This window comes from Nostoc sp. JL23, from assembly GCF_017115065.1.
Classification (GTDB): Bacteria; Cyanobacteriota; Cyanobacteriia; order Cyanobacteriales; family Nostocaceae; genus Nostoc; species Nostoc punctiforme_A.
Genome location: NZ_JABXKN010000004.1, coordinates 1 through 18,194, shown reverse-complemented (window position 1 = coordinate 18,194; position 18,194 = coordinate 1). Strand labels below are relative to the sequence as shown.

The window sequence follows — 18,194 nt, the reverse complement described above, 5'->3', positions numbered from 1 at the left end:
TTTTACTAAACTGGCATTTCTGTTGTTAATTTAACATATTTAGTCTGGGAGAGCCGGAGTTTTTTACCAATGTGAACACTGATAGATTCAAAATCAACGTGGAAAATATTCAGTAAAGGAAGCATTTCGCCACTGTTGTAATGGTCTACAACGTGCTGTCTAATGCCTAGTTCTGCTAAACCTTCAGGAATATCAATGTGAGCTTCAGATGAGATTTTCTCAACTACTGTGACTATGGCTTTCATATCCGTTTAACCATCTTGTAATTTGTAAGAAAATATTTAGGAAGGTGTATTACTCACGCTTCAATTAAACCCCTGGCAACGAACGTTATTCAGGGAATAAACAATCAGTTTCATATTCGTCATCATCCTCATCTGAATCTTCATCTTTGATGGATTCAAATTCTTCGATTGCAAAAATAGCCATAGCCACACACGCTCTTTCTGCTGGATGTGTAGCTGATTGCATCCGATATGATTCGGGGACTACATAGCCTTGGATCGCGTAGAATTTCTTAGCTAGTTTTTCAATGAGTACATCTTTCTGGAAGTAGCCGATTTCCATATCTTTTCCCCTCAAGGTAAAATTTACCTTTGTTGTAAAAGTCTTAATTCTTGATTACTTGGCGATCGCTCTGCTTGACCAATTACCAATGACCAATGACCGATGACCATCAAGCAGTAACTACAGCTTTCTTATTAGCGAAAGCCCCCGCCTGCCTTAGCGCTGCTCCAGGACTGGGATGAGCGAAGAACTCTTCTATAGCTTTGGTCAACCCAGCCGCAACAGCCGGCTCGTGACAAGCGTAGACATAGATTGGCTGTTGAACGCCATTGACTAATCGTGTCTCTTGGCGATCGCCCAAGTGTGGGTAAAACGTGCGAACCCATGTCCCAAGATGACCACGGTAGTGAGTGCCGCTCAGGGGGACTTTCTTTCCAAGTTCGCTCTCTGCAAAGTTGACTACGCCGAGCCAGCGTTCTTCTGAAGGGGTTAACAATTTTCTGTTGTGTTCTGCCAGTAGATTCCCGGCATAGTCTTTAAATTGCTGTTCCATGTACGGGTTGAGTCTGCCACCAGTTAACTCAGCTAAAGTTTTCATTGCCAGGACAAGAGTATGCAATCGCTGTTCAACTGGAGGGAGAGCAGGAACAGGTGCAGGAGTTTGAGGAGTGATGCTGGGAACTGCTGCAACCAAGTCTAAAATGATGGTTCTAACTTGCGCTGCTACTTGAGATTGCTGCAAGATCATTGCGATCCTTAATGCACCCAAAGCCGAAAAAACTCTAATTTGGGAAGTTCTAGATGGTAGACAGAGTGTCTGTCGAGCATCACGTAAGTCAATGCCTGTAAGGGTTTTAGTTTCAAGGCTTTGGAATTCAGATTGATTTACTCTTGTTAGCTCTTTGACTGCGGACTCTGTAACTGAAAAATATTCCGCTATTTGTGCAGTAGTTGCCCAGCCGCTACCGTTCCATACAGCGAACACTATTGCCTTTGCTTTGCTGAGAACTTCTTGGGCACGAGAATCATCTAGGTTAGAAAGTGCAGAAGTTCTCAATGATGGAGACTCGACTAAAACATTTTGATTTAAAGGTAAACTCATCCTGTTCGACTCCTAAGTAAATTTCAAAACTTTAGGTATTAACTCGCAGCAAACTTTTCTCACCAACTAATGAGAAACGATTCGATATAGTTGGTGTCTTAATTAACGTTGGTGACATTAATTCAACAAGGTAAAACCAAGAATCATGCACCAGCGCAATCCCCAAAATCAGCCGTTGCTTTGTTCCTTTATTGTGAGAACAGAGCATGACTCTTTCGCCCAGAACAAAAACAGGTTTTTGAACGTTGAGGGTTTCTAATTCTCCAGTCCCGATGATTTGGTTTTGTGTGGCGTGGAGTATTTCATTACGGCAGTCAATTGAATAAATCCAGCACTCATGCTTCCATTGCATACCGCAACAGTAGCCGAATGTTCTCGTGGTTCTTAGATAAACTCTCTCCAGTAAATTCACCTCAACGGGTGGAATTGTTTGTCTCCAAGGTGGGGAAAGATACCAGCTTGTTTGAAGTGCGTTAATGTGGTCAATCATGACGTTTCCCTTTGTTGAGATAAAATTATTTTCAGACGTTCAAAAATTAGTGCAGCGCATTGGGGGACAATGGCATTGCCCAGAGCGATCAACTGTTGTTTGTGTTGTCTTCTGATGGCTTGGTATTCTGCCCAGAGTTGGCGATATTCTTGTTGGCAATAGAGCGTAAGCGCTGCAATTTCTCTACGACTGAGCCGACTGAAGCTGGGAACTGTGGCAGCAGTAAGGCAATCTGTAAGTCCTGCGTGGGTAAGGAGACATCTGTCCAACCTTGCGCAAAACCCATCATCGCCTCTACTAGATGTACGTTGAGCGATCGCTCTGGCTCCGTATTCAACTGAGTTGTGACTTTGTGATGAGCTGTGGAAGTTGCAATGATTACCGCCGCCGACAAATGCAGCGTTTGTCCGCTCTTTCTCGTACTGGTTCCAGGATGTATGCCGTCTTGAGCTTTGGGAGTTGGTAGCAATAATCCAAACTCGTTCTCGTTTGTGGATGGCCCCCACTTGGCTTGCCGAAAGCACTCCCCACTGCACATCAAACCCCATCTGGGCAAACTGCCATAGTACGGTGCGGAAAAATTGACCGCCTTCAGCAGTGAGCAATCCGGGTACGTTTTCCACAATTGCCCATCTTGGTCGAACTTGGCGAAGGATTCTAAAGAACTCACTGAACAGATTGCGCTCGTCAATGGATGCAAGACGTTTTCCGGCAAGGCTGAAGGGAGGGCAGGGGAGTCCGGCGATGATACCGTCAATTTCTCCAACTCCGATTCTTGCCAAAGACTCAACTGTAATATCATGGATGTCTGAGATAATTGGAATTTGTGGGAAGCGTAGATTTAGAATTTGTTGGCAGTACTGATTAATCTCGCAAAAGGCTACAGTTTCAAAACCACCGCTAATCAGATGACCTTGGGTGAAGCCGCCAATACCAGAGCAGAGGTCAAGGACTTTTTGAGTTTCCAGGGGAGTGATTTTTTCTGTCATGCTTTTCTCCCCAATAAGTAATTAATCGCTTCAGTATCGAGAGCAGCAATGCGTTTTTTAATTGATTGTGGTGGGTTTTCAAAAAACTGCTTAAGATGCCATCTCCGAATTTGGTAATGTCTTGCAGAGCGTCTTGTAGCTTTGATCCATCCTCTTTTTACCCATCTAGCTACAGTTGAGAAATTCAATTGAAGAACTTGAGCAATTTCTTGACAGCTATAATTATCAAGAGTGGGACGGGCGGAATAACCTAAGCTATTTAACTTCAGATAAATTGCAATTGGTGTGCGTTGATATCCTCGTCTTTTTAGGATTGAAGTTATTTGTTTGACTGTATAGACTTCAGCTTTCGCCTCAATAATTGCAAGTTCTTCATCAGTCCATTTGATACTCATCTGATTACCTCCCTTTTAGCATCAGCTTGTTTTTGGACAATCCGAGCGCTGATTGATTCAAAGTCAACTTGAAAGATGTTCATATCTGTGGACATTCCCCCAGTGTTGTAACGGTCTACTATGTGTTGTTTAATTGCAGATTTGTTCAGCCCATCAGGGATATCGATGTGAGCTTCACTTGTAATTTTTTCGACTACTGTAACGATGACTCTCATGGGTAATTCCTATTTGATTAATTGAGGATTCAGAAGTAAAAATATTCTGAATCCTGATTTGTGATTTACATTGCCCCAGTTTTTGTAGCTTGCAACTGTTGCATCCATCCCTTGATTGCCGTTAACTCATCTGCACCGCTAGCAACAACATCAACAACTAGCTTTTGATACGAAGATTCAGCTTCATTGGGGTATTCACATTTATCTGCTGCCCAAGCCAAGCACATTGTTTTTATCAGTTCATTAATCTTGGTAATATCAAGTAAACTTGGGCGATCAACATCCTGAAATTGCAACCACTCTTTGACTAAATCAAGGGGATAATCAAGCAAGGTGCGAATATTTTTAACTCGTAAGTCTTGAGGATGTACTGGTTGGGGGACTACGCTAAGTTTTGGTGTAGATGGAGTGCCACCTAAGCGAAATTGAATGTCATGAATGATGGTTGCCCAATCAGCATTTTTGTTCCATTCTCTTTCAATTCTGCTTTTACTTGCAGCATCGTAAAGATTACAGAAAACTGTGTTTTCGTCGCCAGCATTCGCAACTATAATCAGTGGCTTAGAAAAATCTTGGATTAATGAGGCAGCTAAAAGGAAGCTTTTAGCAAAATTGGTTTCAATGCCAGTTCTCACTACATAAACTTCATCGGCACTGACAACAATATCCAGTTTGAGATTGTCCTTGCCTTTGAATTCTTTAGTTGTCAATCGCAGTTCTGACAAGTACCCAGTTAACGCTCCTTGAGGAACTGGGATTTTCTTCTCCTGACTGATATTGAACTTGTACCATACGAAAGATTCCCCGTCTACTTCACCCTGATTGACATATAAATAGATGGGTTCGGGAGGGTTGCATAAACCTAGTTTGATTTCAGCAATCATGTTTCACCTCGGTTAAGTTTCATTGATTAGTGTTCTCTGTGTAATAATGGGAATTCTGTAGCGGGAGAAAAACTTCCGTGCGTTCACTTGAATAAGCGGCACTCATTCAGGTGAACGCTTTTGTACTAATTAGAAGGTTCTCGATTGCGCTCTAACTCCCATTGCAAATAAGTCAGGGCAGTTTGAGCATCAGCAATGTTTAAATCTGGCTGATACCCTGCTTCTAAGAGTTGTTTGTAGTCTGAGTGCGTAGCAATAAGGGATATCAGGGTTTGGGCTTGTTCAACTAAGTGGTGGAGATGTGGGTTAGATATTTCTATGCCCAATCGTGAGCATAAATCCTCAGCTTTCACTCCCCTGATTCCTGGCTCAATCTCCGTTTCCAACTCTTCAAGTAGAGATTGAAAATTCGGGTGTTCATCGTTGATTTCAACTTCAATCAAATCTGCACCCTTCGTAACGGTGGTTGCCCAATTGGGTAAAGTCTGTGGAATGGTTTTCGCGTAAAATTTCATAATTTTCTCCTCTGGGATTAATAACTTAAAAATCCTCGGCAATCTCCAACAAAAACAATTCGCAGTTCGCAGTTCGCAATTCGCAATTAAGTAAGAAGTGTAAAATAAATTGCACATTTCAAGAAGGGAATGGGGGAACAGAACAGATTACAGGGATTTCTATCTTTTGACAAAATGTATAATTAATTTTGCCGAGGTACTTATCTTTAACTGCGAATTGCGAATTGCGAATTGCGAATTGCCCTGTTCTGCACTTGCACCAGTTCTTTATCCAGCAGTGTTTGAATAACCTTGGCAGAGAATTGGAATTGCAAACGATGTAATGGAACACAACCGCCATAAAGCTGAATCGAACGCAGCAAATGATTGGCTCTACGGTCAAAGCTGTTTGTAGAATTAGCCATTGTTTGCACCCTTAGTTAATACGCTTAACTGTCGGTTGAGAATGCTTATCTGTTGTTGATAAAAGTCAATCTCTGCGATAATTTGCTGGAATAATTCTTCTGGCGTGAGCGGTTGGATTTGATCCTCTTTCAAGTACGATATTTCATCAGAATTCTTGTTAGGCATCAGTACATAGCGCCAACCATCATCAAATTGTTCAGCCAACTCTGTACCAGAGGGATAGTAATAAAGTCCCAAAATGATGCCCTGTTGTGTACGCTGTTCTAAGGGAAAGCGAGGGTAGCCCCAATGTTGGGGAATGGATATTGTGGGTTGCATATTTGTAATGAGTGAATGATTAGGGGAAGGGGGAAAGGGCAATACCAATTCGCAATTTCCAATTCGCAATTCGCAGTTTAATTGCGAAAAAGCGAGTTGCGAATTGGAATTACGCTGTTACAGGCTCCCGTAACCGTTGCCAGTTTTGAGCGGTTAACTGTTCAAAGGATAAATCTAGCAATTGCTCACAGTTAGCCGCTTCAGCAGAGAGCAACTGCTGTAATTCCTCAGTAGTCAGTTGCTCTAAGGGTCGGTGTTGCAAGTATTTGTGAGCTGGTTCAGCTAGTGACGTATCCACTATCGACAGCGATAGCACAGCATCAAGCACCGAGTTAGAATACTGCTGCTGGACTGAATAACGCCTCTTCACCCACCAGTTCCCGTTAGTGCATCCGACTTGCCCCAGTTTCACGCCCTTGTTGTTGTAAATGCCATCATCGAGAATTTCAAACCCGTAATTCTGGCACTCGTTGAAGATATGCGCCATGATTTGGTTTTCGGTCGTGGGGGGTGTTGCTTCTTTCTCCTGCACAGGTAATGAGCCGTCTTTATAGTGAGTGCGTGCAGATGAAGCGATCGCAACGCATTAGAGTGTTGGCACGAAATACTTCTTTGTCGTTAACCATGACTATCCAGCGTTGGGTTAAATGGTTGTCGTCATAGCTGATGCTGGCTACCAGTTGATTACCAGCATAATATTCGTGATGGTCAAAAGAGATTTCGACTATTCTGAGGGGTTCGGGAGCGATCGCTTGGGCTTGGGTTGCGATGAAGTGGTCGAGTTCGGCTTGGGCTGTGGCTTGTTCGTCAGGGGCAGCGAGGGTGAGTTTCTGAATCTTGCTGGCTTGATATTCAGCGATCGCACTAATCCAAGAATCCTTGCAGCGTTTGTCACTTACTTCAACTGTATAGGCGATTTCGCTGTAGATTTGCTTGAGCCGAGCAATCGATTTCAGTTGCAGCTGTTGTTGGTTGTAGATTTGGTATGTCATGATTAATAAGTTCCTAACGGGACAGAAAGCGCTTCAGATTGGTAGTCGGGGCGCTTTCTTTATAATGTTAATCCTATAATATCATTATAGTAATGTCAATAGATGTGTAATGTTACGATATTAATATTGCTCTAATGCGTTGTATAAAGGAGGCGTTACATGTCACAAAATCAACTATTAATGAAGGTAGGCTGGGAAATAGATGTTCCTGAGTTGGGGCAACGCATCCGAGATGCAAGACATAAGTCAGGTCGTACTATTACTCAATTGGCTGCTGAGGCTGACATTTCTGTTGCCAATTGGTATGCAATTGAGCAAGAGCGGATAAAAGTATTGCCACTGCCTACGCTAAGACGAATTGAGCAGGTTTTAGGCATTGAGTTTGGGGTGCAACCGTGATTAGAGCAAAGATGATTGACCCTCAGATCATCAATCTTCTTGCTCTCCCCTCTGTTTTTTTAGAGAAGGAACCGGAGTTTCCAACCACGTCCAAAATATACGTTGCAATTGACTGTAAAAAAATATTGTCGAACTAGAGGACGTGGAAATATGAATAGCCCACCTTCTAGACGCAAAAAAGCCGCTTCTCCCGCATCTACCGATTCAACAAACGAGGATATCTCCCAGCAAGTTGATCCAGGTTCAGCAACAATTACAGTTAGCGCTGTTGAAGTAATTGAGTTGACCCAAGAGGAGCAAAGCGATCGCTTGCACCTGGAGAGAAAAGTAGAGAGGGCATTTTTTGAGGCGGGAAAGGCTTTAATGGAGTTACGCGAACGCAGACTGTACCGCTCGACCCACAAAACCTTTGAGGAATATTGCAGGGACAGGTTTAGTTATACTTACCGCCATGTAAATTATCTAATAGCTGGTTGTTTGATAGTTGACAATATAAAAATGGGAACTAATAGTTCCCAAAATGAAAGCCAAGATGAAATGGGAACTATTAGTTCCCAAATTTTGCCCACATCAGAAGTACAAGTTCGCCCTCTGGCAAAGCTAGAACCTCAACAACAGCCAGAAGCATGGCAGCAGGCGGTAGAACAAGCAGAGGGTAAAGTCCCAAGTGGTAGAATCGTCAAGGACGTGGTGCAGCGCATCATGGAAAGGACGAAAGTACCCAATACCTACCAAATCGGCGAAGTGTGCCAAATCGTAGTCAAAGACAATCCAGAACTCAGAGGCAAAGGTGGCTGTTGGGGTATCGTTAATCATGTGGGCGAATTCAGCTGCGCCGTCAGAACTTGGGATGGTGAGTACACCGTTGGGTTGCAGCACCTCAAATCTTACAATTACCTGCCTGCCGAGTGTGAGCAGATGCGGGTAATTTGCGATCGCATTCGTAGGTTACGGGAAAACGAGAACTTGGAAGAGGCAGCCCGTGCTGTGCTGAAGCACTTGGGGGAAGTGAAGCGACCGTATTTGACTGAGTTTGAGGAAGAAATTTTGAGTTTTATTGAAAAAAAATGTGTAATTAGAAAAAATTAACCTGCACTTATTCTGTAAGAGGTCTATTGATTATGTTGGTCACTTAAAAAGTGTATATAAATAACTACGGTAGTACCACTAACTATCAAAACTAAAACTGATGGCACTAGCGGTATCCAGGCTCCTTGTATCAATACAGCAAAGGATACACCATATAAAACGCAAACAGTTGCCACTCCTACCAATCCCAATCTTAACCACGATCGAAATTGCCAAATAATTGTAGCTCCAATTAACGACCAACCCCATACCCAAATAAATTCACCCCACTTTGGTAGCATCCATAATAGTGGACGATTATCTAAAACGGCACTGAGAATCTGACTTACCATCTGTGCTTGAAGCATTACCCCTGGCATTTGATTATACGACCACTGACTAGCGCTATATGGTGTAGACCAATAATCATGAAAACTTTCAGCACTTGTACCAATGAGAACGATCCGATTCTTCACTAAATCAGAAGTGAGTTTATTGTTCAAAACATCTGCGAGAGTTACTTGTGTAGCAGCTTGATGGGAAGAGCGATAATTAAGTAGCACTTGATGACCTAGATTATCGATTCTGTGATAGCCGCCGCTATTTGACTCTAAGTTTTTAAAGACAACATTGCCAAACTGCCAGTTTTTTTCTGTGGTTAGTTTGGACTGAATACCAAGAGCAAGCAAGTAACGATTTGCTAATTGAAAGCTAAAAGATTTATCAACATTGCAGGGCGAAGCAGGAGCCATAGCCAATATTTGACGCCGGATAATGCCATCGGAATCGGGTATAACGTCACTAAAACCCAAGTTTTGTTTTGGAACTTCAGGGGGTGGCGAAACACCACTGTTTTTGTTTTCCTCACTAACTTCGCATATTGCAAAAAAGCGATCGCTCTTTTGCATTAGTCTAGATAACTTCTTATACTTTTTTTCTACGTGATTCTCTCGATAGATATCTAAGCCAATGACTCGCGGTTGAAACTGCTCTAATTTTTCTACAACTTGAGCTAGGGCGCGGTCTGATAGTGAAGCTGCACCTCTTTCTTTGGCTGGTTGCGATCGCACATCAGCTTCAGTGACAGTAACTACTAAAATGCGTGGATCTTGTCCTTCATCAGGTCGCAATCGCATCATTGCATCAAAAGCCATAAGCTCCCATGACTGCAACATGCCAACGGAGCGCATCCCCATTATCAAGGCAGTCGTAACTATACTGACTTTGAAAATTGTCCCAATAATATTTCGGTTGTGCCAGCTAGTAGGTTGAGAGTCTACTTTGTTCGCCAACACCAACGACATCGCCGTTGGATTTTGACAAATCACTGGTAGCCAACTAGCACAGGGAAAGCTGCTTTCTAGACCCTGCAACTTTTCTATAGCTTCTCGCATCGCCAAATGGCAAGATTCTCCATTAGCAAAAGCCTCTAGAAAGTGCTTTAAAAATTCTTGAGCAACCCGATCTGGCACCGCTTCCCGCATGACAATCATTTGGGGAATGTGCAGCGATGCCAATTGTCGTACTAATCCTAGTCCATCACAGCAGTTAAAAATTGCTAATTGTAAACCTCTAGCGATCGCTGCTTTCAGTCCATTTTTTAACTGAGAAATTGTTAAACTATCAGTTTGATTGATATAAATTTGACCTATTTCACCATCAGCTTGACTCGAACCATGTCCGGCAAAAAAGAGAATATCCCAGCCTTTCTTGTCCCAAAGCCATTGATCTAACTCTTTGCGCTGTGGCTCAACCAGAAAAATAGTCTCTGTTTTTGGTAGTTGTTCAAGTATTGCCCGGTCTTGTTGAATATCTATTCCTTCACTATTACCAAGAATAGCTAATATTCTAATTTTGTTTGTAGTAGGTTTACGTAATAGTTTAACTTCATCTACTTCAGGAGCGCTTAAACCAAATACTGCCTTATGGTAATCCTCAAAGAAATCCCATAAATGCCAGGGTAGCCGACGAATTTGGTCATCTTCCGTTTCTAGAATAATCCGAATTTCTTCATGAGGATTTAACTTAGTGCGTAATTTCTGGTCAATGTTACGAAATAGCTCAGATTTCAGCCAAACATTAATTTCATTTTGTAAGTTGTCACATAAATTACTAAATTCAACAGAGGAAATATTAGTTATATCTTCTGTATCAATTTCAATACCTGCGTCGTTTGCCATATTTCTATGCCAACGTTGACCAGGGAAAAGAGTCTCATGCAGCAACAAATAGAGTAACTGCCAACGTCTGTAGAGTTCTATAAGTTCTGGAGCCGCAGGCAAGCTACCTGTAAATTGTATCGGTATAGGGTTGCTATAGTTGTACAATTGTGCTGTAACGGTAGCAAATCCCTGCTTCAAGTTACCCTTTCCTAAATTCAACACGACTAATTTAGTCATGGCTATCAGTCATCAAGTGCTTCCAGTAGAAAATCTTCCTTTATACTGACATTATCAAGAGCAACTTGTATACTAAAGCGAATTCCAGGAGAAGATTTAAATTTTTTGAGTTGAATATAATTATCGTGACTTCTGGAAGTTATTTCTTGAAGAATTGTCCCTGTTTGTGAAAGCAAAATTAGTCTGAGATTAGGTATTAAGTAAGGTTCTCCATTAGCTGGATGTAACTGTACGCGCAGACCGATTTTGCCATCAACCTCTGTTTTAAGGCCAATTAACAGCACAACTGCACTACCCCCAACTTCCATCCCTAAATCAATTAACTTGGCTCGTTTAACATATCCCTCATTCAACCCCAAATCGCTTCTGAATTGAACGGCTAAAGTTTTTTGTTGTGGTGATAACAAAGTATCCAAATCTTGCCAACCCACACTAAAGATATTTTGAAACCATAAACTCAAGTTACTAGCCACAGCGTAGCTAGCTTCAATTTGATTATTGTTTTGTTTTTTCAATCTTCTCTGATATAGATGCTGCCGCAATTCATCCACTGCCAAAAATGCCCCCCACACATCAAAGGGGACATTAAGTCTCGGCGAAGAAAAAGTCCACTTATTTAATTGTTCTAGCAATTGCTCTGCTTGTGCTTTTGACAAAGCTGCTAAAGATTTAATCTCTGGAATCTTGGGAGGACAAAGTTCTTGTGCTACCCACATCACATTTAAGTCTGCAATCAAATACTCTGCATCTAAACAATAAGTTCTATCCATTGGATCATAAATAGCTTGCTCCTGGATTTGTTGATGGTTAGCATAACCAGATATCCGCAGCCAAGATTCTTCTAGGTTTAACTGCACCGCTAGATAGTAATGGGCTGACCAACTAGGAATATCAATCCATTCTTGAGGAATCCGAAACTCTGTAAAGGAACTTTTATCACTAGGAATTAATGCTAATCGAGTCTCACCCAGAGTTAACACAGAACCATTTACTAATTCCCAAATACTCGGTAATTCGGCTTTTGGAAAGCATAATTTAGGCATTACTTGCAAATCTGGGTCTTCTTGCAACCAACTTAAAAAAGTATTTAAAGATAAATGATTTAGGTAGGCATTCCAGCGAGCAGATGTGTTCGAGTAAGACTCTTGCATCGTTTCCTGCCATGCAGTTTCTTGCTCTTTGTTTGATATATCTAAACATAAATTCTCATGATAGATTAGATTCAAATCATTTAAGTCAATGGTCATAATATTAATTCCTAGTCCTAATAAAAAAATTATCCTTTAGCCATTCATCTACAAAAATAGCTAGTTTATTGCTGACTCCCACTAAAGAATTTTTAGGTAAACCCATGTCTATTTCTAGTTGGTACATAAAAGCTTCTCTCAAATTTTCATTTACTTCATTTTTACTAAGAGATACCTTCAAAGTTTGATGTGCCAAGTTTTTATCTATTTTTTCTTGATCTGTCAATTTCAATTTCAAAACACTTATTCTACCTTCAATCTGGCATTTCTGAGTAATTTTATCTAAAGCAGATTTACAGATTTTCTGACAGTGTGACTGTAAGCATTCATCCAATGATTCTTTGATAATTTCAATATCTTTTTCGTCATTTAAACAAATTTCAGGATAAATTTTCTGAGATTCTTTAATAAAGTCTTTTAAAAGTATTTTGTTATATCTTGCTAACTGTCTAGCTACTTGATATTGTTTCTGGAGTTCAGGATATTTATTTTTTAAAACTACTGCCATCTCACTTTGAGTTAAGTTTAATCCCAGCCACAGTATTAACATTATTTGGCTAGTCTCTGAGATAGTTGAAAATAAGCTTGAAATAAGTGAGTTTACTTGCTGCCATTCTTCTTCTTGGACAAGATTATCTAAGGCAGTATACCGACTATCAGTTAAATTTTCATAGTTTTCTAAAGGCAGAAAAGACTTTGTTCGGTAATCACGAGCAGCTTGGATACAAATTTCTAATATCTCTTGAATTCTATCCTTTGAAACTGGTGCTTCTATAAATTCTAATTGATTACAGCGTTCATTATATAATGATGCAATTGCTTGAAAACATTCGGCGCTAGGTGTTTCTAAACTACGACTTCCTTGCCTTTGGTTCGGTTGATAAATTTCATCTAAGCATTGCCAAACTAAACAGTATGAGTTAACAAGGTTTTGATTTATTCCTTTTATCGTTAAAGCTTCCTGCATCTCTTTTTTAGTCAAATCTTTTAAAAGACCGTAGTTAGAAAATTTTTCTCTTTTACCTTCTAAGTCTTTTTGATAAATGGTATTACTAATAAAACGGACAACAGCCGTTTTAGCATAACCTTCTATATTGCTTTGAGAACGCTCAAAATCAAAGTTTTTGAAAAGTTTGGCTGGAGGGAAGATAGCTGAGTTAGCTATTTGAAAGTATTCTTCTAATGGATATTTGTGCTGGATAAATTTAAATCTTTGATAGCTTTTTCTAGCTGCCCAAAGACAAGCTTCTTGTAAGTATGCAGACAAATGTTTCTCTGCTCTAGAAGAAGACTTTGATATTTTTTCTGCCGATGATGTAGAAACACTAATCTTTTGTTTGCCCTCCGTTTGAGAACAAATTTTAAGTAGTTCTTGCGGTGATACCTCTCTAAGGATTTTCAGAAAATAACGTGCCCAATATTCTTCTTTAGCATCTGGCTCTAACTGCGTTAAAGAACTTATATCCCGTTCTAGGTCTACATCAACTTGCCAAACAAAGTTACAATTTTTGTGGTCATTTTTTAAGCTGAGAAAACTTGAAAATTGTTGAATGATACCTTCACGTTTTTTCATAATTTTTTCTGCCTTTTACATAAATTAATCAAAGAAATTTTTAATATTATCTGAAATACTTTTTTAAGTAAGATATATCGTTTTTATATCGTCAGAGTCATAAAGGAAAGATTAAAATCAATCTGAGATTAGAGCATGGCAATCGCATCATCTCAACAAAAGCAATAGATTCTCAATAAAGTCTAAATTAATCTCATTAACTTACACTTATTGCCAAAGGTTTCGCCATCACCGTTAGTAAGTTTTGTTTGCGACAGGCTACCGCTAGTGTAGCTTGCTTCCCTGTAGAGGTACGAGGGTAACAGCCTGTTATAGCCATCACTTTGAGTTCTGCAAACTAAACAAAGCGAGAAATACTGATTATGAGCGTTGATTGTTAATCTTGTCCGTGGTCAAGAGTAATTTAGATGCGTTTGCTCTGGAAATTCAGAGTAAAACTGTTGTAATTGACTGTTTGAGCAGAAGTTCAACTCCGTTTATTATACCTCTATACTTCTAATGGGTATTATATAAATCAATTTATGCAATTTTCAAAGAAAAATTGCATAAATTATCTATATGATTTTAAATGGTGGCATCCCGGTTTGCTGCCAAGTTGTAGTTGTAACTATCAGACAGAATAGGTGAAGACGAGCGCATTTACTTTACGGATCTATCATCTGCCACGCTCTCTCTTAAAAATTATCGAACAGAATTCACAGATGCATAATTTGATTTCTGTTATACCCATTTAAGATATAGAAGTAAAAAATCCTCATCTGAATTTCCGTTTGACAAGATTCTATTTTTCTGAGCTTGACGCCAATGGTAAGATTGTCAATAATTTGAGGATATTGAGTATTTATATCTGACTATGAAACTAAAAAATATACAGAAAATATTTTCTCTCTCTCAAAGTAAATTTGCGATCGCTCTACTTTTGGCACTGTTTAGCTGTACTAGTTATCCTTTAACATTGATAGCAAAGTCTCAGCAGCCAACTAGCAGTGGTAATCAACCACCACAAGACGGATCGAGTAGAGGTAGACCTACTCAACGAGGAGGAGCAGGTAGCCGTGGTAACTGTCCATCTGTAGAAGTACCAATTGTAGCTTTAACACCTGAAAAAACAGTAAGCTCAGTTGTTGAAGCGAATCCCACCTTTTGGGTGTTTGTACCCTATCAACTTAAAGATGTACCTAACGGAGAATTTGTATTACAAGATGAAGCAAATAACGACATTTACCGAGCTTCTTTTTCCCTACCTGAGATACCAGGTATTGTTAGCTTTACTTTACCATCAGCCATACCACTAGAAGTTAATAAAAGATACCAGTGGTACTTTAAAGTTTATTGTAATCAACAAAAATTCGACTCTGCATTTGTGCATGAATGGGTACAACGTATAGCACTAAAGTCTGACTTGGAAAGGCAGTTAAAAACAACTACCACAATACGCGATCGCATTCAACTATACACCCAAAATGGTATTTGGTACTCAGCTCTGACAGAGTTAGCAAAACTCCGCCTTGCTGAACCCAAAAATGCCACTCTAGACAATGAATGGGCTAGTCTAATGAAAAATATCGATCTAGAAAATTTGTCCCAAAAACCTCTTGTGGGAGAAGTAAAAATTAAACAGTAGTGGCGCAAAGATGCCCCTACTAATTGTTCCTTGTACTTTTTAAAGCCAGTTCCCGACCAAAATGTATGGTGCCCATAAATAAGGAATTTCATAATCAGTTAATAGCTGAATTTGAGCGCGACGAACAGCTTCAGCTTTTGTTACTTTACTATTTTCTAATTCTTGATAAAACTTACTCATAAATTGAGCAGTAGATTTATCATCTACCGCCCACAAAGTTGCTAAGGTACTCCGAGCGCCTGCACGGACTGCTATACCAGCAAGTCCTAAAGTAGCTCGTTTGTCTCCTTGAGCAGTTTCACAAGCACTTAAGACAAGTAGTTCAATAGCGCTAGATTCTCTTTGTCCACTGAGTCGAATTAAATTATCAAAATCCTTAGCTTTTAAGAGTTGTTCCCAAGTTAAAATAAATGTTTTATTCGGATTAGAACTAAACTCGCCATGAGTTGCTATGTGAACTACTGTATATGGGATTTTTTTTATTTGATTCTGTAAATTTATTTTGGTAAAATCTTGATTAAATAGTTCTGCATTTTTAGGTATAGCTGATTGAATTTGTTGTAATTCAATTTCTACATTCTTGAGTTTAGCAAATGAACGTCCTTCAATTTTACGTTGTTCACTTACCCCAGCAATTAATCCATTTATCTGCACTTTTTGTAAAGATTTTGGTTCAATTAATTGTAAACCTGGAGCTAAGGAAATAGCATATTTTTGAATTAAATACTTTTGGTGTTCCCGATCGTATAAAACCGCCATTGGAATATTCCGTAACTCACCATCTAGTACAAATACTAGGGTTTTTATATTCATTTTTTCTAATTCAATTTCTAAAGGTTGAATTAGCCAACTATAAACCTGTTGAGATAACTTATTAACATCGTTGATTCTGTCTGGTTCTCTCAAATATTGTTGTAATTTTTCTAAAATACTTTCAACTTCTCTAGATTTTTTATTAACTGTGTAATGAGATAATTCCGTTTTATTTGGTAACTTGAGAATAATGTCTAGATGGTCCGCCAAAATAATCGGATAAATTACTGCTGCGGTATCATTCGTTTTATCAACTACCTCATCAATTTGTTCGGGTACGGCTTTTAAACAAGCTTCTCGAAAGAAGTTTTCTAGTTCAGCTAGTTGAAGTGTTTCAAGTATGCCACGAGCTTGCTTTAAATTTTTTTGACTAATGCTTTTTGAACTAACTGTAGATGAAGGTTGCAAAAGTAAATCAACCAATTGTCGGTAAATAGGTTCTATATTATCCCGAAAGGAAAACTGTACATCTGGGTTGAGAGTAATTAAATCATTGCGTAAATATTTGAGAGTATTTACCGCTTCAGTGTAGTTAGCGATCGCTCCAGTCACATCTCCTTGTATTCTAAGTATGTACCCTAGTTGCCATTGCCACAAATAACCTATATCCCCAGCTTTTATCGCTTGGGCTACCATTAAAGCTTCCTGGGTCAGTTTTTGAGCATTAGATATATCCTGGTTTTCTAGATATAATCCACCCAATGCGCCTAAACCATAAGCAACTGAACGCTCATCATCCATGCTTCTAGCCTGCTGCACAGATGTTGCTAACATTTGAGCAATTTCTTTCGATGAAGGAATGTCTGCGTTGGTAGCTTGTTTCAAGCACACCAAGTTCTGAGCAAAATTAATTTGTGCGTAATTTGCTGTGTGACTTGGGGGAATTTTAGCTAGCTTTACTTGAATTTCAGAAGATAATTTCTGAGCTTGTGACCATTGCTGAAGTTTCAACAATATACTCAAATGATTAAGTTGGGCTTGGATTTGTGAGAGTGGTGAGGTTGCTGTGGTGACAGCTTCTTCATAGAATTGCACTGCTTGTTGATAATATTTGAGAGATTCTGTAGAGACAGGTCTATTTATACAATGTAACGGAGTATAGTTTTCAAAACTGATACTGTCTTGCTGCGAGATTTGGCTATTACCTAAAGCAAGTGCGGTATTACCTAAACTTAGCAGCGTTGCACTGATTTCTGAAGGAGATTGTAATTTTTTGGCGATGTCTCGACTTTGTTGTAAAACCTTAAAGGATGGTTCTAAATCACCGACTAATTGCAGAACATCACCAAAGCTACGTAAAGCTATAGCTTTTACAAGCGAATCTGGTTGCTGTTCAAGACGGGGTTGTAACTCTTCTAAGGTGGTGCGAGCTTGATGGTAAAGCCCTAATGCTTGCTCTGCCATACTTTGGTTAATCAAACTGCGGATGCTACCAACTTCATCACCTGCTTGAGTATATGTATTAGCAGATTGCTTCCATGAGTCTAAAGCTTGTTCCGTTCTGCCTAGTTCTAATTGCAGATTTCCTTGAATATCTAGAGTTTGTGCCAAGATTATTGCAAAGTTCTGAGTTTTTAGTTGTGAATTTTTTAAGAGGTTGAGACTTTGTGTAATTGCAGCTTCTGCTTTTTTCCATTGTCCAAGTTGCTTAAAGACTAACGAAAGATTGCTTAACGCCATTGCCTTTCCTAGTTCGTCTTTTTGCAGATTAAAAGCATCTGTTGCTTGTTGCAAAATTATTACTGCTTCAGATAACTGTCCAGTTTCATAGAGTTTTTGTCCTTGTTCAACCAATAGTTGAGCATTTGGTTGGGTCTGGGTAAATTGAGAGAAGGCAGGAACTGAAATTCCCCAAACGCTTAACAAGGTAGCCAAAACAGCTATTGTAATTCTTCTTAACCACTTCCTAAAATAAAGACGACTTTTGCAAGTCACGATCGTAATTTTGAGAAAGTGTTGTACTACAAGGAAAAATCGAAATCTTTTTTTTGTCATTGACTCTGCCTCGTTCTTATCTAACAAAGCAATGAAAGCTAGAGTATTACCAATGCTTTTTTTTAATTAAACCATATTTAACAGGATTCTCAATTTATAATATAGATTTTTTTCCCTCTTGTTGACATGGATATCAATTGTCAGATGGAATTACAGCAAAATTTAGGAGTAAAACGGGCTTAAGACCTCGCTACCAAACCTAGATTGTGTAAGTAAGTCGTGGTGAAATTTTACAAGTATGTAACAAAAAATTAAGCAGAAGAA

At 39.5% G+C, this 18,194-nt stretch carries 20 protein-coding genes; 3 read left to right on the top strand and 17 right to left on the bottom strand.

All coding sequences use genetic code 11. From position 1 onward, the window contains the following. Nucleotides 1–5: 5 nt before the first annotated feature. The 13 genes from HWQ42_RS00260 to HWQ42_RS00200 all read right to left on the bottom strand — a co-directional run bounded on the left by HWQ42_RS00260 (nt 6) and on the right by HWQ42_RS00200 (nt 6,812). Complete coding sequence (locus tag HWQ42_RS00260) at nt 6–245, bottom strand: hypothetical protein (protein WP_292808278.1); 240 nt, start codon at nt 243–245, stop codon at nt 6–8. An 85-nt stretch (nt 246–330) separates the two neighbouring features. After that, nucleotides 331–567, bottom strand: coding sequence for a hypothetical protein (locus tag HWQ42_RS00255; protein ID WP_179076678.1), 237 nt, complete (start codon nt 565–567; stop codon nt 331–333). Nucleotides 568–676: 109 nt separating this feature from the next. Continuing rightward, nucleotides 677–1,609, bottom strand: a complete 933-nt coding sequence (locus HWQ42_RS00250) for a hypothetical protein (RefSeq protein WP_292808274.1) — start codon at nt 1,607–1,609, stop codon at nt 677–679. Between the two features lie 31 nt (nt 1,610–1,640). Continuing rightward, nucleotides 1,641–2,099 (bottom strand): DUF1392 domain-containing protein, encoded by a 459-nt coding sequence (locus tag HWQ42_RS00245; protein ID WP_292808273.1) that lies wholly within the window; start codon nt 2,097–2,099, stop codon nt 1,641–1,643. After that, nucleotides 2,096–3,088 (bottom strand): DNA cytosine methyltransferase, encoded by a 993-nt coding sequence (locus HWQ42_RS00240; RefSeq protein WP_292808271.1) that lies wholly within the window; start codon nt 3,086–3,088, stop codon nt 2,096–2,098. The genes HWQ42_RS00245 and HWQ42_RS00240 overlap by 4 nt, the downstream gene beginning before the upstream one ends. Continuing rightward, nucleotides 3,085–3,483 (bottom strand): helix-turn-helix domain-containing protein, encoded by a 399-nt coding sequence (locus tag HWQ42_RS00235; RefSeq protein WP_292808269.1) that lies wholly within the window; start codon nt 3,481–3,483, stop codon nt 3,085–3,087. Before HWQ42_RS00235 ends, HWQ42_RS00240 begins: the two co-directional genes overlap by 4 nt. After that, on the bottom strand, nt 3,480–3,698 hold the full coding sequence (locus HWQ42_RS00230; RefSeq protein WP_292808267.1) for a hypothetical protein: 219 nt from the start codon (nt 3,696–3,698) through the stop codon (nt 3,480–3,482). The genes HWQ42_RS00235 and HWQ42_RS00230 overlap by 4 nt, the downstream gene beginning before the upstream one ends. A 65-nt stretch (nt 3,699–3,763) precedes the next feature. Then, complete coding sequence (locus tag HWQ42_RS00225) at nt 3,764–4,582, bottom strand: hypothetical protein (RefSeq protein ID WP_292808265.1); 819 nt, start codon at nt 4,580–4,582, stop codon at nt 3,764–3,766. Nucleotides 4,583–4,707: 125 nt separating this feature from the next. After that, nucleotides 4,708–5,097 (bottom strand): hypothetical protein, encoded by a 390-nt coding sequence (locus HWQ42_RS00220; RefSeq protein ID WP_292808263.1) that lies wholly within the window; start codon nt 5,095–5,097, stop codon nt 4,708–4,710. Nucleotides 5,098–5,303: 206 nt separating this feature from the next. Next, nucleotides 5,304–5,501, bottom strand: a complete 198-nt coding sequence (locus HWQ42_RS00215; RefSeq protein WP_292808262.1) for a hypothetical protein — start codon at nt 5,499–5,501, stop codon at nt 5,304–5,306. Next, a complete protein-coding gene (locus HWQ42_RS00210; RefSeq protein WP_292808260.1) occupies nt 5,494–5,820 on the bottom strand; it encodes a hypothetical protein in 327 nt (108 codons plus the stop codon). Before HWQ42_RS00210 ends, HWQ42_RS00215 begins: the two co-directional genes overlap by 8 nt. Before the next feature lie 109 nt (nt 5,821–5,929). Then, the gene (locus HWQ42_RS00205) at nt 5,930–6,307 is read right to left on the bottom strand and encodes a hypothetical protein (RefSeq protein ID WP_292808258.1); all 378 of its coding nucleotides are present in this window, start codon (nt 6,305–6,307) and stop codon (nt 5,930–5,932) included. Nucleotides 6,308–6,368: 61 nt separating this feature from the next. After that, on the bottom strand, nt 6,369–6,812 hold the full coding sequence (locus HWQ42_RS00200) for a hypothetical protein (RefSeq protein WP_292808256.1): 444 nt from the start codon (nt 6,810–6,812) through the stop codon (nt 6,369–6,371). A gap of 159 nt (nt 6,813–6,971) precedes the next feature. Between HWQ42_RS00200 and HWQ42_RS00195 the strand changes: the two genes are divergently transcribed. Together HWQ42_RS00195 and HWQ42_RS00190 are read left to right on the top strand one after the other, a co-directional pair. Beyond that, nucleotides 6,972–7,211 (top strand): helix-turn-helix transcriptional regulator, encoded by a 240-nt coding sequence (locus HWQ42_RS00195; protein WP_230966784.1) that lies wholly within the window; start codon nt 6,972–6,974, stop codon nt 7,209–7,211. Between the two features lie 150 nt (nt 7,212–7,361). Continuing rightward, nucleotides 7,362–8,300 carry a hypothetical protein gene (locus HWQ42_RS00190; RefSeq protein ID WP_292808252.1) on the top strand — a complete coding sequence of 313 codons (939 nt, stop codon included), beginning with the start codon at nt 7,362–7,364 and terminating at the stop codon, nt 8,298–8,300. Between the two features lie 23 nt (nt 8,301–8,323). Here the strand turns inward: HWQ42_RS00190 and HWQ42_RS00185 are convergent, their stop codons facing one another. The 3 genes from HWQ42_RS00185 to HWQ42_RS00175 are packed head-to-tail and all read right to left on the bottom strand — an operon-like array spanning nt 8,324 to nt 13,498. Further along, the gene (locus HWQ42_RS00185) at nt 8,324–10,678 is read right to left on the bottom strand and encodes a CHASE2 domain-containing protein (RefSeq protein ID WP_292808250.1); all 2,355 of its coding nucleotides are present in this window, start codon (nt 10,676–10,678) and stop codon (nt 8,324–8,326) included. Nucleotides 10,679–10,683: 5 nt separating this feature from the next. Beyond that, nucleotides 10,684–11,925, bottom strand: coding sequence for a DUF1822 family protein (locus tag HWQ42_RS00180; RefSeq protein WP_292808249.1), 1,242 nt, complete (start codon nt 11,923–11,925; stop codon nt 10,684–10,686). A gap of 4 nt (nt 11,926–11,929) precedes the next feature. Beyond that, nucleotides 11,930–13,498: a sigma-70 family RNA polymerase sigma factor gene (locus HWQ42_RS00175; RefSeq protein WP_292808248.1), complete on the bottom strand. Its 1,569-nt coding sequence runs from the start codon at nt 13,496–13,498 to the stop codon at nt 11,930–11,932. 853 nt (nt 13,499–14,351) lie between these two features. Here HWQ42_RS00175 and HWQ42_RS00170 point away from each other — a divergent pair. Beyond that, nucleotides 14,352–15,122, top strand: a complete 771-nt coding sequence (locus HWQ42_RS00170) for a DUF928 domain-containing protein (RefSeq protein ID WP_292808246.1) — start codon at nt 14,352–14,354, stop codon at nt 15,120–15,122. Nucleotides 15,123–15,161: 39 nt separating this feature from the next. Here HWQ42_RS00170 and HWQ42_RS00165 read toward each other — a convergent pair whose 3' ends face one another. After that, nucleotides 15,162–17,810, bottom strand: coding sequence for a CHAT domain-containing protein (locus HWQ42_RS00165; RefSeq protein ID WP_292808244.1), 2,649 nt, complete (start codon nt 17,808–17,810; stop codon nt 15,162–15,164). Nucleotides 17,811–18,194: the final 384 nt, after the last annotated feature.